16 protein-coding genes and 1 other RNA gene are annotated in these 13187 nt (G+C 56.8%); 10 read left to right on the plus strand and 7 right to left on the minus strand.

Annotated features, from left to right (window positions below; all coding sequences use genetic code 11):
- Positions 1-153: 153 nt before the first annotated feature.
- The gene (locus AC2FI8_RS01970; RefSeq protein WP_496765046.1) at positions 154-717 is read left to right on the plus strand and encodes a hypothetical protein; all 564 of its coding nucleotides are present in this window, start codon (positions 154-156) and stop codon (positions 715-717) included.
- A gap of 33 nt (positions 718-750) precedes the next feature.
- Here the strand turns inward: AC2FI8_RS01970 and AC2FI8_RS01975 are convergent, their stop codons facing one another.
- The 7 genes from AC2FI8_RS01975 to AC2FI8_RS02005 all read right to left on the minus strand — a co-directional run bounded on the left by AC2FI8_RS01975 (position 751) and on the right by AC2FI8_RS02005 (position 5495).
- Positions 751-1212: an SspB family protein gene (locus AC2FI8_RS01975; protein ID WP_496765043.1), complete on the minus strand. Its 462-nt coding sequence runs from the start codon at positions 1210-1212 to the stop codon at positions 751-753.
- Between the two features lie 76 nt (positions 1213-1288).
- Complete coding sequence (gene chrA, locus AC2FI8_RS01980) at positions 1289-2542, minus strand: chromate efflux transporter (RefSeq protein ID WP_496776761.1); 1254 nt, start codon at positions 2540-2542, stop codon at positions 1289-1291.
- The gene (locus tag AC2FI8_RS01985; protein WP_496776763.1) at positions 2539-3351 is read right to left on the minus strand and encodes a chromate resistance protein ChrB domain-containing protein; all 813 of its coding nucleotides are present in this window, start codon (positions 3349-3351) and stop codon (positions 2539-2541) included. The genes chrA and AC2FI8_RS01985 overlap by 4 nt, the downstream gene beginning before the upstream one ends.
- A gap of 126 nt (positions 3352-3477) precedes the next feature.
- Positions 3478-3909: an ester cyclase gene (locus AC2FI8_RS01990; RefSeq protein ID WP_282168355.1), complete on the minus strand. Its 432-nt coding sequence runs from the start codon at positions 3907-3909 to the stop codon at positions 3478-3480.
- 99 nt (positions 3910-4008) lie between these two features.
- Positions 4009-4354: a transfer-messenger RNA gene (gene ssrA / locus AC2FI8_RS01995) on the minus strand.
- A 36-nt stretch (positions 4355-4390) separates the two neighbouring features.
- Positions 4391-4753: a DUF4345 family protein gene (locus AC2FI8_RS02000; protein ID WP_496722729.1), complete on the minus strand. Its 363-nt coding sequence runs from the start codon at positions 4751-4753 to the stop codon at positions 4391-4393.
- 10 nt (positions 4754-4763) lie between these two features.
- Positions 4764-5495 carry a FadR/GntR family transcriptional regulator gene (locus AC2FI8_RS02005; protein ID WP_058271561.1) on the minus strand — a complete coding sequence of 244 codons (732 nt, stop codon included), beginning with the start codon at positions 5493-5495 and terminating at the stop codon, positions 4764-4766.
- A gap of 86 nt (positions 5496-5581) precedes the next feature.
- On the opposite strand from AC2FI8_RS02005, the gene AC2FI8_RS02010 reads away from it, so the two are divergent.
- From AC2FI8_RS02010 to dxr, 9 genes are all read left to right on the plus strand, one after another.
- The gene (locus tag AC2FI8_RS02010) at positions 5582-6373 is read left to right on the plus strand and encodes a DUF2182 domain-containing protein (protein ID WP_496776765.1); all 792 of its coding nucleotides are present in this window, start codon (positions 5582-5584) and stop codon (positions 6371-6373) included.
- Positions 6374-6377: 4 nt separating this feature from the next.
- Positions 6378-7082: a DUF1326 domain-containing protein gene (locus AC2FI8_RS02015; protein ID WP_058271563.1), complete on the plus strand. Its 705-nt coding sequence runs from the start codon at positions 6378-6380 to the stop codon at positions 7080-7082.
- Positions 7082-7588: a DinB family protein gene (locus tag AC2FI8_RS02020; RefSeq protein ID WP_496776767.1), complete on the plus strand. Its 507-nt coding sequence runs from the start codon at positions 7082-7084 to the stop codon at positions 7586-7588. Before AC2FI8_RS02015 ends, AC2FI8_RS02020 begins: the two co-directional genes overlap by 1 nt.
- Positions 7589-8692 carry a dimethylsulfoniopropionate demethylase gene (locus tag AC2FI8_RS02025; RefSeq protein WP_496776769.1) on the plus strand — a complete coding sequence of 368 codons (1104 nt, stop codon included), beginning with the start codon at positions 7589-7591 and terminating at the stop codon, positions 8690-8692.
- Between the two features lie 59 nt (positions 8693-8751).
- Entirely contained in the window at positions 8752-9747 is a 996-nt protein-coding gene (gene acuI, locus AC2FI8_RS02030) for an acryloyl-CoA reductase (RefSeq protein WP_496765015.1), read from the plus strand.
- Between the two features lie 185 nt (positions 9748-9932).
- Complete coding sequence (gene frr, locus AC2FI8_RS02035) at positions 9933-10496, plus strand: ribosome recycling factor (protein WP_496722742.1); 564 nt, start codon at positions 9933-9935, stop codon at positions 10494-10496.
- An 8-nt stretch (positions 10497-10504) separates the two neighbouring features.
- Complete coding sequence (gene uppS / locus AC2FI8_RS02040) at positions 10505-11236, plus strand: polyprenyl diphosphate synthase (RefSeq protein ID WP_496776771.1); 732 nt, start codon at positions 10505-10507, stop codon at positions 11234-11236.
- A complete protein-coding gene (locus AC2FI8_RS02045; protein WP_496776774.1) occupies positions 11233-12015 on the plus strand; it encodes a phosphatidate cytidylyltransferase in 783 nt (260 codons plus the stop codon). The genes uppS and AC2FI8_RS02045 overlap by 4 nt, the downstream gene beginning before the upstream one ends.
- Positions 12015-13187 carry a 1-deoxy-D-xylulose-5-phosphate reductoisomerase gene (gene dxr / locus AC2FI8_RS02050; RefSeq protein ID WP_496776777.1) on the plus strand — a complete coding sequence of 391 codons (1173 nt, stop codon included), beginning with the start codon at positions 12015-12017 and terminating at the stop codon, positions 13185-13187. Before AC2FI8_RS02045 ends, dxr begins: the two co-directional genes overlap by 1 nt.

Below are 13187 nucleotides of genomic sequence, written 5' to 3' on the forward strand. Positions count from 1 at the left end.
GCGCAATCGGCCAGTTGCGCGCACCATAAGCGTAAGCCGACCAAAGGTATAGGCGTTGAAGCGGCGCATTTTTCTTTGATACACAGGTACTAGGACCATTGTGTGCGCCTGTGACTGGGGTAGAATAGCAAGATCAAAACGCTGGAGGGTCAGGTGCTGCAATTTAACGGGGTTAATCCGCTGCGGCTTATCGCATTCGCGGTGGGTGCCGTATTCTGGCTTGTCTTTGCCAATCTTCAGGCCCAGGCCGGGGACATCACGCCCTTTATCGGGGATTACGTCGGTTCAGCCAATTTAGTTGACGATGATGGTACCGAAACCCCACGCGATATGAGCGTTTCGATCCATGAAACCAAAGAAGGGTTCAACGTCAGTTGGAAGACCACGACCTATAAGCCGGATGGCCGGGTCAAAGATCAGTCCTTCTCGATCGATTTCAAGCAATCTGACAGGTCAGACGTGTATTCAGCGGCGATGAAGCGCAATGTGTTTGGTCACGAGGTGCCCCTGGACCCAATGCAGGGTGAACCGTTCGTCTGGGGCCGGATCGAGGGCGAGACTCTGACGGTGTTCTCGTTATTCATTGATGAAAACGGTGGCTATGAATTGCAGCAGTTCGATCGCACGCTGGCCGACGGTGGGCTTAACCTGTCCTTTTCGCGGTTCCGTAATGGGATTAAATCCCGCTCGGTCGATACGTTCCTCGAAAAACAGTAAACCCCGCGAGAGGCGGGGTTTGTAAGTCTGAGCTTACTTTCTGAAACTGTCCAGTGAAACGACATCCGCGTCTTGCTGGACCGGAGTTTCCTCAACCTCAATCGATTCTTCGACGATATGGGTCGCAACCTCTTCTTCGTCTTCGGGGCTCTCGAAACGCAACCCGAATTCAACCGACGGGTCCACGAAGGTTTTGATCGCATCATACGGAATATAAAGCGGTTCGGGCGCGTCACCGAAATTCAGTGTAATCGCAAAGCCGTTGTCGCCGACCTCGAGGTTTTCGAACCAGTGCTGCATTACGACAGTCATTTCTTCGGGATAGCGTTCGCGCAACCAGTCAGCTATTTCAACTCCGTCCTGCCGTGTATCGAACGTGATAAAGAAATGATGCGCCCCAGGCAGACCGTTTTCAGAAACGTTGGTCAGAACTTTCTGAATGAGGCCGCGCATGGCGGTGTGCATCAGGGTTCCATAGTCAATGTCCTGCGACATGTGTCATCCTCAAAAGTGGTTACCCCAAGCATAGGGGATTCGTTCGGAAACGAAAGACCGGGAGGGGGTGGATTGTTCAAAGAAAATGAAAACCGACTCCGGCCACGGCCATCAGGGCCAAGGTCATTCCCATGCCGAATTTTAGCTTGAATATCAACACCCCGGCCATGAACGTCAAAACCAGCGCTTTTGTGTTCAGTGTCGCAAGTTCAGGCCATGGGATGGTTAGGGGTCCCCATGCCAATTCCGGGATTGTTCCGAAAAGAACGTTAAGAGCAAACCACACGGAAAGGTTGAGAATCACGCCGACAACCGCTGCTGTTATCCCGTGTAGGGCTGCGGACAGCCGTGGACGGGCGGCCAGCTGGTCCAGATATGGTGCGGCTAGGAAGATCCACAGGAAACACGGGACAAAGGTGGCCCAAAGTGCCACCGCGCCGGCGGCAAGTGCCAAAGGGATGCCGCCCGAAATCTGTCCCGTCAGCATGGCCACAAATTGTGTCACCAGTATCAGAGGTCCCGGCGTTGTTTCGGCCAGCCCCAGCGCATCAATCATCTGATCTGTGCTGATCCACTGATATTTGTCCACGACGGTTTGGGTCATATATGCCAGAACCGCATAAGCGCCGCCGAACGTAACAACGGCCAGGCGGGCAAAGAACCACCCGAGATCGCTCAGCAATTTCTGACCAGTAACGCTCAGCAACACCAATGGGCCAAGCCATAGGGTCAGCCAGATGGCGCAGGTGCGCAGCGGGCGCGTCGCATTTGGGGCAGGGGGTGTTTGGGCGGTGTTGGCTTCACCCTTGAGACTCAGATACCCCCAAAGCGCTGCGGCCAGAATGATCAAGGGAAAAGGCAGGTTAAAGGCAAAGATTGCGACAAAACCCAATCCGGCTATTGCCCGGTGCTCCACATCGGTCAGGGCTTTGCGCGACAGGTTTCTAAGCGCCTGAAGGACAATGATGATTACCGTTGCCTTCACCCCAAGGAAAGCGGCCTGAACCAGTGGCAGGTCCCCGAAAGCTGCATAAAGCCCGACCAAAACGGCGATGATCAGCGCGCCGGGAATGACGAACAGGCCGCCAGCGATCAACCCTCCAGTCACGCCGCGCAGCCGCCAGCCGGCATATGTGGCAAGTTGCATGGCCTCGGGTCCGGGCAACAGCATGCAAAGCGATAGCGCCCGCAGATACGATTGCTCGTCCAGCCACGGGCGTTTTTCCACCAGTTCCTGATGCATCAGTGAGATTTGCGCCGCCGGTCCCCCAAAGGACAAAAGCCCAATGCGCCCAAAAATACGGACCAGCTCCGATAGTGTCGAGGTCATGACTTGCGATCCATTGGCCAGTCGTGTTGTTCTTCAAACCCGTCGCGCGCCCAGCGATACAGCGCATCATACAGGTGCATTCCCGCAGCAAGGTTTTCGTGATCGTCGCGGTATTGCCGGGACAATCCGACAGAGACCGCAAGCAACCCGGCAGCTTCTGGTGCAAGGTCATGGCGATTGGTGTCTGCGCCCCGAATGACAGTTGCAAGCCGATCCAGCGCGGGCGTGTGCAATGCGAATTCGTCCAGCATAGTGTCAAAGGTGCATTTGTCTTGCCGGTGGCTCCAATGAGCGCCTTCGATGTCAAAAGGGGTCGCGTCAAATATTGCAGCGGTGGCTTCGACTTCCGACGGGGCAACAAACAGGAACCGGGCATTTGGGTCCACAAATCGCCGGATCAGCCAGGGACAGGCGATGCGATCGATCTTTGGTCGGTGTCGGGTCACCCAAAGGGAACCTTTGGGCTGCATCGACAATGCTTTCGCAGGCACACGCGGAGCGTCCGGCATGTCTCGCCACGCAAACATGCCGCCTTCAAGATACTCGGCTTTTACACCTACGCCTCGCAACCACGAGACGACGGCCTGGCTGAGCTTCTTGCCTTTCTGGCAAATCACGACTGCAGGTCGGTCACCGATCAGGTTGACCAGCCCTTCGATATCCTTCGCAGGATGGCGCATAGAGCCTGGGATAAGATAGGGGTCAGCCTCAAAATCCGCATCCATACAGATGTCGATCAGTATGGGGGATTGCGGCATGCCGATCAGTCTTAACAATTGCTTTGGGGTGATCGAGTTTGGTGCGGGCATAGCATGTCTCCTGGTTTTGTCGGATACATGCGAAACTTGGGCTGACGCCTCACGGGGTGTTCGCAATCTTACCCCATGGCACTTGCTACCGCGTAAGCGCTGAGGGGGTCAAGATTGCTTGAGCGTTCAGGCCCAGTCCAGCCTTTGACCGGTCATACACACAGGCAATGTGTCCTGCGGGAACTGGCCGAGCTGTTCAAAGAGTGAGATGAAATCGAACTGGTTATACGCTTCAACCATGCGCCCGTTTTTAATCCGACCCATGACGCTGCCCGTGGCTTGAAGCGGGGCACCATTATCGGCGCGCGTTGTGCGCAGGTGAATGATGGCGGATACCCAATCGCCGTTTTCGATGATTTTGGGCATATCGACCTGAATGTCCCCAAGGATATGGCGAAAGGCCATGACCAGATCCCGGAAATCATCCGCACCGACCTGCATTTCCGGAATAAGCCCTTCAGCCATGGCTTCGGGGGCGAAATACTGGTCAATAGCGTCTGTATTGCCGTTTTCCCAAACCTCGGAATACCACTCTCTGAGTAGATCTGCGTGCGACATCCCGGCTCTCCTTATTCTGCTGGGGTAAGCATGAGACCAAATAGTGAAAAAACTCTGAACATGTACATGCTCAGCGAAAAACTCAGATTTCAAGTGGAAGGTGCAGGTTTCTGTTGCCAGGTACCTGCGAACCCCGCCTTACGCGGCTAGGCGCAAGGGCTTAAGTTTCGGTCTTGCTACTGCTTACGCAGCAACTGCAACCGGAGCACGATTGTCATTTGCAATTGTACTTTTCGGGCCGATACGGTGGCACCCCGCCGAGACAAAGCTAACCCCTTTAGACGTTCGTCGATCCTATTTCGGCCCCATGATCCCCAAATGAAGGATGTTGGTGGAGCCGCCGGGTACCGCCCCCGGGTCCGATCCGCTTATTACGAGCGCGTTTATGTCCATAGTCCCGAAGGACATACCCTATATAGGTGAGCGTGCGAGCAGATGCAAACTGGGAATTGAATCGGGTGTACTAAGCAATTACAGCGGGTTAAGTGGCCCTGTTGATGTTGGCCAGTATCAGCCAAAGTGCAAGGACCAGTTCGATTCCACCAAAAGTAGCCGCCTTGACCAGTGGTGGGTTGTCCAGAAAAACCGAAACAAACCGGCCCAATGCCGCGCCCGCGTAGACAACCCCCAGCATGGCGTAGGCCATCGGGTTGTTGAGGAACAAAACAGCCACGCCAGTGACGACGAAAAGCCCGCCGACCGAAGCACGCATCTCGCTCAGCCCCATGTTGCTGTTGGTGGTGCTCAAATCCAGCGCGCCCAAGGTAAAGCTGGGCGCCAGAAATCCGAATAGGCCGAACCCAATGGTCATGAGGGCTGCAATCACGTTCAAAGCGGTGGTCATTTCATTTTCCTTACGCCGGATTACGTCGCTGCTGCGCCACGTCTTGCGCCAATTGTCTTGTGTAGCTCTCAAGCTCAACTAGCGTCGCGTCCACTTTGGTCGAGTCGCGATCTTCCAGCGCGTCGGCGATCTGATTGTGGAAGGCAATAATTGCTTCCCGGGACCGCGCTGTGAAAGTGATCATGTTCATCAGCGGCTGCATGGCTTCGACCGCGCCGGCCAGTTGATAAGACAGTACGGGATTGCCGGCACCATCAACCAGCGCCCGGTGAAACGCCACGTCCGAGGCGCAGAATGCCTCATCCGTCAGGCCGGGTTGGGATTGGCGGTGAACTTCGGCTCGCATGGTGGCCAACTGATCCGCTGTACGGCGCTGTGCGGACAAGGCGGCGCAGGCGCGTTCGAGCGCGAAGCGCGCTTCGCAGGCGGTGTCGAAACTGACTGCATTCATCGACAGTAGCAGGGTCGAGGTCGTGATCTGTTGGGAATACGCGCCCTCGAAACTTAACCGGTTCACAAATGCACCACCGCTTGCACCACGTTGCGTGCGGATCAGGGATTGCGCTGCAAGACGCTTCAAAGCCTCGCGCACGGTTGGGCGAGATACCTGGAATTGCTCGGACAATTCCGCCTCGGAGGGCAAACGTTCATCCACGATCAATTCGCCCGAGATGATTGCGTCACGAATGGCCTGAGCGATCTGCGCAGACAGATCAGCAGGTTTTTTGGGGTCGATTTTCATATTCCGGGGACCGTCGGTGAATTTTTATTTGTCTGACATTTAAAAGTCTGACATTTGAAAAGCAAGGACTGAGTCGGGAGGAGCGCGTGAGTCGCACAGTTCTACGCACTGCATTTTGGCTGGGGTTTTATGCCCTGATCCTGTCCGCGTGGTGGGTCATGTTCACCATGAGCCGCGACATGGATCTGGATTGGATTGGTCGCCCCGGCCCAATGGGTCAGGCCATGGCGGCCATGGACCCGCGCATGGACATGTATATGCCCATGGCCGAGTTTGGCCCGCTGTTCTGGATGTGGGCTATCATGATGGCGGCGATGATGCTGCCGACGCTCGTGCCGACGTTGCGCAGCTATGACGATCTGATCCGCAGCGCCAATGGCTCGCGCTTAGGTTGGTTGGGTGTTCTGTCCGGGTATCTGGTCATCTGGGTTGGCTTTGCAGCTTTGATCACCTGTGTTCAGTTGGCGCTGTTGTTTGGTGGGGTCGTGGACATGCTGGGCATCGGCAAATCCGGGTATTTCGCAGGCGGCCTAATGATCGCCGTCGGCGCATTTCAGTTCACCCGCGCGAAAGAGGTCTGCCACGGCGTCTGCCACGCCCCTATGACCTATTTCCTGGGGCACTGGAAAACCGGGTTCACTGGCGGATTGCGCATGGGGCTGGGACTGGGCGCATTCTGTGTGGGCTGCTGCTGGGGCTTCATGGCGCTTGGTTTTGTTGGCGGTGTCATGAGCCTGTTGTGGATGGGTCTCGCGACCCTGTTCATGGTTTTGGAGAAACTACCCCAGATCGGGCACGCAGTGACCCGACCGATGGGATTTGCATTGATTGCGGGCGGTCTTGTTCTGCTCGTCTATCCAATAAGCTACGGAGGATAAGCCTATGGCTAAGAACAGAAAACCCGAGGCAGACAAGCTGCCGATCAGTCAGCGCATTGACAGCCGTATGCCTAATCCCAAGCGGCGCGAGATGAGCCCGACAGATTGGGCAATCAAAGGCGAATTGATCCTGAACTGCTCGTGCGATGTATTCTGCCCCTGCGTGGTTTCTTTGGGCGCGCACCCTCCGACCGAAGGGCATTGCCACGCGTGGATGGGTATTATCGTCGATGAGGGCCACTATGAAGGCGAAGACCTGTCCGGTCTGAACGTCGGGTTGCTGGTCGATATTCCGGGCCGCATGGGCGAGGGCCAGTGGAAAGTGGCCGCTTATGTCGATGAGCGTGCCAGCGGCAAGGCCTACAACGGGCTGTTGCAAATCTTCAGCGGTCAGGCAGGCGGGACCACCGGTTTGTTTACCATGCTGGTCAGCGAGATTATCGGGGCCGAGCGCGCGCCGGTTCAGATTGAGCGCGACGGCACCAAGCGCCGCATCGCGATCGGCCGCAAGATACAGGGTGAAATTGAGATGCTGGGCGGCAAAGATCCGGAACACCCGGTCATGGTGTCAAACTCGAAATACTGGATGGGTCCGGACATCATTGTGGCTCGTGGCACCAAGTCCAAGGTCCGCGATTACGGTCGTGTTTGGGACTTTGGCGGCAAATCCGCCGAAATCTGCCCAATCGACTGGCACGGGCCAAAGTGATGATCACCGCCGCCTATGCGCAAGAGATGGCCCGATATAATCACTGGCAAAACAGCCAGTTGAAGGGGTTTCTTACCGCACTTTCGAATGAGGAACTGACCCGCGAGCGCGGAGCGTTTTTTGGTTCGATCCTGGGCACGGCAAATCATTTGCTTTGGGGGGACTGGATATGGATGTCGCGGTTTGACAAGGGGCAGGGTCCCGGCGGCGGCATCCCGGAAAGCCCGTCATTGTGCGCCGACCTGGCCGAATGGTTGCCGCTGCGCGATCAAATCGACCTGCGGATCACCCAATGGGCTGCGTCCTTGAACGACGAGGACCTACGCGGCCCGTTCAAATGGTTCTCGGCCGCCAAAGAAGCCGATGTCACGAAACCGTATGCGCAATGCGTCATTCATTTCTTCAACCACCAAACACATCACCGGGGCCAGCTGCATCAGATGCTGACTGAGACAGGTTCGGCCGCGCCGGTGAGCGATCTGGTTTTTCTGCCTAAGGAGGCTTAAGTGGCTCAGATCTCACTCTCGCGTCGCCTGCGCCGAACACCTTTTTCTGATGGTGTCGAAGCTGCCGGAGTTAAGGGATATACGGTTTATAATCGTATGTTATTGCCCACTGTTTTTGAATCCGTCGAAGCGGACTACCGGCATCTGAAAACCCATGTGCAGGTTTGGGATGTTTCCTGCGAACGGCAGGTCGAACTGCGTGGGCCAGATGCCGCGCGGCTGATGCAAATGCTGACGCCACGGGACCTGCGGAGGATGTTGCCCGGTCAGTGCTTTTACGTTCCCATTGTCGATGAAACAGGCGGAATGCTGAATGATCCTGTGGCGGTGAAGCTTTCGGAAGATCGGTGGTGGATTTCGATTGCCGACAGTGACTTGCTGCTTTGGGTCAAGGGCATTGCCAACGGATACCGTCTGGATGTGCTGGTCGACGAACCCGATGTGTCTCCGCTGGCGATACAGGGGCCGAAGGCGGATGACCTGCTGGCCCGTGTTTTTGGCGACCGGGTGCGTGACATCCGTTTCTTTAAATTCGACAAGTTCGAGTTCCAGGGACGTGAACTCGCAATCGCACGTTCCGGGTATTCCAAACAAGGTGGTTTCGAAATCTATGTCGAGGGTTCGGACATCGGTATGCCCTTGTGGAAGGCGCTGTTTGCGGCGGGCGAAGACCTGCAAGTGCGTGCGGGCTGTCCCAATCTGATCGAACGGATTGAGGGTGGGTTACTGTCATACGGCAACGACATGACCGACGACAACACGCCGCATGAATGCGGTTTGGGCAAGTTCTGTAACACCCACACTGCAATTGGTTGCATTGGCCGGGACGCTCTGCTGCGCGTGGCCAAGGAGGGTCCGGTTCAGCAAATCCGTCCGATCGCAATCGAAGGAGACGCCGTGCCACCATGCGACCGCCCTTGGCCGATTGTTGCGGGCGGCAAGCGGATTGGCCAGATTACGTCGGCCGCATGGTCCCCTGATTTCAACACAAATGTCTCCATAGGAATGGTCAAACTGAGCCATTGGGAGCCCGGCACACGGATCGAAGTAGAAACTCCGGACGGGATGCGCGGCGCAGTCGTACGGGACAAATTCTGGATTTGAACGGCATATCTCAGATCAGCAAAGGCTGATGACTGATTGAAAACGAAAGGAAAGTTGAAATGTTCAATGCTTTGGTAATGGATAAGGACGAAGACAGCGGACTGGCAAGCGCTTCGGTCAAAAAGCTTTCCGATGGGGATCTGCCCCATGGCGAAGTGACAATCGCTGTTGAGTATTCAACCGTAAACTACAAAGACGGCCTTTGCATGTCGCCGAAGGGCGGCGGGCTGGTGCGCAGCTATCCGCACGTGCCCGGCGTTGATTACAGCGGCACGGTCGAGGCGTCCTCGGACGATCGCTATAAGCCGGGCGACAAGGTCGTTCTGACTGGCTGGCGCGTAGGTGAAGCGCATTGGGGTGGGTATTCCCAGAAAGCCAACGCCCTGGCGGATTGGCTGGTTCCCTTGCCGGAAGGTCTGGACACACGTCAGGCCATGGCAGTGGGCACTGCCGGTTTCACAGCGATGTTGGCGGTTATGGCGCTTGAGGATCAAGGCATGCAGCCGGGACATGGTCCGGTGCTAGTTACCGGGGCCGCTGGCGGTGTTGGTTCGGTTGCGACTGCCATTCTGGCCAATTTGGGCTATGAGGTGGCTGCCGTGACCGGCCGGCCAGAGGCGGGTGACTACCTGAAATCATTGGGCGCCACCACGATTGTCCCACGAGAAGATCTCAATGAAACCGTGAAACGCCCGTTGGAAAGCGAGTCCTGGGCCGGGTGCATTGACGCGGTGGGTGGCGAGATGTTGGCCCGTGTGCTGGGTCAGATGAAATACGGTGCCTCAGTCGCAGCCGTTGGTCTGGCCGGAGGGGCAGGGCTGCCTGCCAGCGTCATTCCGTTCCTGTTGCGCGGTGTCAGCCTGCTGGGCATCGATAGTGTGATGCAGCCCTATGACAACCGGGTTCGCGCATGGCAACGCGTCGCAACCGACCTGCCGATGGACAAGCTTGAGGCAATGGTTCATCCCGCAACCCTGGGCGATCTGCCTCAATTGGGTACGGATATCCTAAAAGGGCAGGTCAAAGGCCGTGTTGTTGTCGATGTAAACGCCTGATTCCTATGCACATGGTCGAACCGGCTGACATCAATGTTGGCCGGTTCAGTTGCCATTGAAAGAACCCGAAAATGCCAGAAACACCTCTGGTCATTGGCTCAATTCCAGATCATCATTGCTATACATCCCAATTGCGATGGACTATGAGCCATGCAAACAGCACCTGAAGACGGGGAGTGAGCAGCATGTCTGACGATTTTGAACTGGACACCGACGATCTGAAGCGCCGCATGGAAGGCGCGATGGGCAACCTGAGAACCGAGTTCGCCTCGTTGCGAACGGGCCGCGCGTCGGCCTCGATGTTGGAACCGGTCATGGTTGACGCTTATGGGTCGATGACCCCGATCAATCAGGTCGGCACCGTAAACGTCCCCGAGCCACGCATGGTGACGGTGAATGTTTGGGACAAAGGCCTTGTCGGCAAGGTCGAGAAAGCCATCCGCGAAAGCGGTCTGGGTATCAACCCCCAGCTGAACGGCACAATCATCATGCTGCCAATCCCCGAATTGAACGAAGAACGCCGCCGCGAGCTGGGTAAGGTTGCCGGGCAATATGCCGAGCACGCCCGTGTTTCGATCCGTAACGTCCGTCGCGATGGCATGGATCAGATCAAGAAAGCCAAAGCTGACGGCATGTCAGAAGACGATCAGAAGTTCTGGGAAAGCGAAGTCCAGGACCTGACCGACCAGATGATCAAGAACGTAGATGCCGCGCTTGAAACCAAGCAGGCAGAGATCATGCAGGTCTGATCCACGAAATGCCTGACACGTCGCAACCCTCACCCGCTACCGGACCACGCCACGTCGCCATCATCATGGATGGCAACGGTCGTTGGGCTCAGGCGCGCAACCGGCCCAGGCTGTTTGGGCATCAGGCCGGTGCCCGGCGGGTAAGGGAAGTAGTCGAGGCCTGTCCGGGGTTGGGTATCAAGTATCTGACAGTATTTGCTTTTTCGACTGAAAACTGGAAACGGACCCAGGTTGAAGTCGCCGGGTTGATGAGCCTGTTTCGACGGTACATCATCAAGGAAGCTCGCAACCTGACCAAAGCCGGTGTGCGCGTGCGCTTTATCGGCGATCGGGTTCGTCTGGATTCCAAGCTGGCCGAACTGATGGACACTTTGGAGGTAGCAACCCAGCACAACGATCTGGTGCACTTGACCATTGCGTTGAATTACGGCGGGCGGGATGAGGTTGCCCGGGCGACCAAACGGCTGGCGCGTGACGTGGCCGAAGGCCGCCTGCGACCCGATGACGTGGATGAGGAAACTCTGCCCAAGTATTTGGATACGCATGTTCTTCCCGACCCGGATTTGGTGATCCGAACCAGTGGCGAGGCCCGTATATCCAACTTTCTTTTGTGGCAGTCAGCCTATTCGGAATACGAATTCATCGACACGCTATGGCCCGACTTCACCTCGGCCGAGTTGGAACGGCTGTGCCGAAACTTTGGAAGCCGTGACCGGCGGTTCGGAGCGGTTCCGGCATGAGTGAGGGCCGATGGTCTGACCTAACCGCCCGTGTTCTGTCTGCTGCGGTGCTTGTGTGCATCGGCTCGGTCGAAGTGTGGCTGGGCGGCTTATGGTTCGAAGCCTTTATCGCAATCGCCTGCGGCTTGATGACCTGGGAACTGGTGCGGATGATCGATCCGGACCGCAATGGTGTCGCGATCCAGTTGGGCATTCTCACCGGTGTTGCGGTCGTGCTCAGCTATCATCTTCCACCGCTTTATACGCTGCCATTCCTGCTTGCACCGGCCTTGGTCGGGGCAGGGCAAATCAGTCGCTCCAAGGGGATCTATGCGCTTTTCGCTCTCTGGATCGCTGCGTCGGGTCTGGGCTTCATCTCAATCCGCGAAAGCATGGGGTTCGGCTGGATGGTCTGGCTGATCTCGGTGGTCGTGGCAACGGATGTTGCGGGATACTTTGTTGGCAAGACCTTTGGCGGCCCTAAGTTCTGGCCAAAGGTCAGCCCAAAGAAAACATGGTCGGGCACTGCAGGCGGGTGGGCTGCAGCAGTTGTGGTTGGCACGATCTTTGCCGTGCATGCCGGTTTTGGCATCATGTTTGTGGTGATTTCGGTGCTTGCGTCGATGGCCAGTCAGGCTGGGGACATTGTCGAAAGCGCGACAAAGCGCAAGTTCGGGGTTAAAGACAGCTCGAACCTGATTCCAGGTCATGGCGGGTTTCTGGATCGCTTTGACGGCATGATGGGTGCGGCCTTGTTCGTTTTGATAGCCGGGATTCTCTATTCCCCCGGAGCGATGTGATGCGCAAAATCTCAATCTTCGGCGCGACCGGATCAATTGGGCAGAACACGATTGATCTGATTGATCGCGATCCTGCCGCGTATGACGTCGTCGCTCTGACGGGCGGGGCGAATATCGAAAAACTGGCGGAAGATGCCCGGCGTTTGAACGCAGATTTGGCAGTTACGGCCTATGTAAACCGGCTGGATGATCTGCGCGCGGCCCTTGCGGGTTCAGGCGTCGAAGTGGCTGCTGGTCAAAATGCGCTGACAGAAGCTGCAGCGCGGCCTGCCGATTGGGTTATGTCGGCCATTGTGGGCGCCGCCGGTTTAGAGCCGGGTCTTGAAGTGCTCAGGCAGGGCGGCACGCTGGCGTTGGCCAATAAGGAAACGCTGGTTTGCGCCGGTGCGTTGGTTCTTGAGACGGCCAAAGCAAACAATGCGCGGCTTTTGCCGGTCGACAGCGAACACTCAGCCGTTTTTCAGGCGCTTGTCGGCGAGGATATGGCCGCGGTCGAGCGTATCATTATCACAGCAAGTGGCGGCGCGTTCCGCGATTGGCCGATGAGCAAACTGGCACATGCAACTGTCGAGCAAGCCTCGAGCCATCCGAACTGGGATATGGGGCAGCGGATCACAATCGACAGCGCGTCTATGTTCAACAAAGCGCTGGAGCTGATTGAAACCAAAGAATTCTTTGACGTGTCTCCGGATCAGATCGAAGTGCTGGTGCACCCGGAATCCATCGTTCACGCTCTGGTCGGGTTCCAGGACGGCGCTGTCATGGCCCATATGGGCGCCCCGGATATGCGCCACGCCATCGGGTACGCTCTCCACTGGCCCGATCGGAAGGACTTGCCGGTCGAACGACTGGATCTTGGAAAACTGAAGCAGCTTAGGTTCAATGAACCTGATGAGGCGCGGTATCCCGCGCTGCGCTTGGCGCGTGCCGTGATGGAACGCGGTGGCCTGTCAGGTGCTGTATTCAACGCCGCCAAAGAACGGGCGTTGGATCGGTTCATTGCGCGTGAAATCGGTTTCCTTCAGATGGCCGACATAGTCGAGACCGTTCTGGACAGGTTTGAGGCCGCAGGCGACCTTATTGATGCCCCTTTAACCCTTGATAACGTGCTGCAAACGGACCATTTGGCACGTACGTGGGTCGATGACATCGTCATCCAACGAGCAGGATAG

It is taken from the genome of Ruegeria sp. CDSB029 (genome assembly GCF_059611125.1).

Coding starts and splice junctions, on each gene's coding strand:
- AC2FI8_RS01975 (WP_496765043.1), bottom strand. CDS start 1,212: ATGTCGCAGGACATTGACTATGGAACCCTGATGCACACCGCCATGCGC.
- chrA (WP_496776761.1), bottom strand. CDS start 2,542: ATGACCTCGACACTATCGGAGCTGGTCCGTATTTTTGGGCGCATTGGG.
- AC2FI8_RS01985 (WP_496776763.1), bottom strand. CDS start 3,351: ATGCCCGCACCAAACTCGATCACCCCAAAGCAATTGTTAAGACTGATC.
- AC2FI8_RS01990 (WP_282168355.1), bottom strand. CDS start 3,909: ATGTCGCACGCAGATCTACTCAGAGAGTGGTATTCCGAGGTTTGGGAA.
- AC2FI8_RS02000 (WP_496722729.1), bottom strand. CDS start 4,753: ATGACCACCGCTTTGAACGTGATTGCAGCCCTCATGACCATTGGGTTC.
- AC2FI8_RS02005 (WP_058271561.1), bottom strand. CDS start 5,495: ATGAAAATCGACCCCAAAAAACCTGCTGATCTGTCTGCGCAGATCGCT.
- AC2FI8_RS02015 (WP_058271563.1), top strand. CDS start 6,378: ATGGCTAAGAACAGAAAACCCGAGGCAGACAAGCTGCCGATCAGTCAG.
- AC2FI8_RS02020 (WP_496776767.1), top strand. CDS start 7,082: ATGATCACCGCCGCCTATGCGCAAGAGATGGCCCGATATAATCACTGG.
- acuI (WP_496765015.1), top strand. CDS start 8,752: ATGTTCAATGCTTTGGTAATGGATAAGGACGAAGACAGCGGACTGGCA.
- frr (WP_496722742.1), top strand. CDS start 9,933: ATGTCTGACGATTTTGAACTGGACACCGACGATCTGAAGCGCCGCATG.
- uppS (WP_496776771.1), top strand. CDS start 10,505: ATGCCTGACACGTCGCAACCCTCACCCGCTACCGGACCACGCCACGTC.
- AC2FI8_RS02045 (WP_496776774.1), top strand. CDS start 11,233: ATGAGTGAGGGCCGATGGTCTGACCTAACCGCCCGTGTTCTGTCTGCT.
- dxr (WP_496776777.1), top strand. CDS start 12,015: ATGCGCAAAATCTCAATCTTCGGCGCGACCGGATCAATTGGGCAGAAC.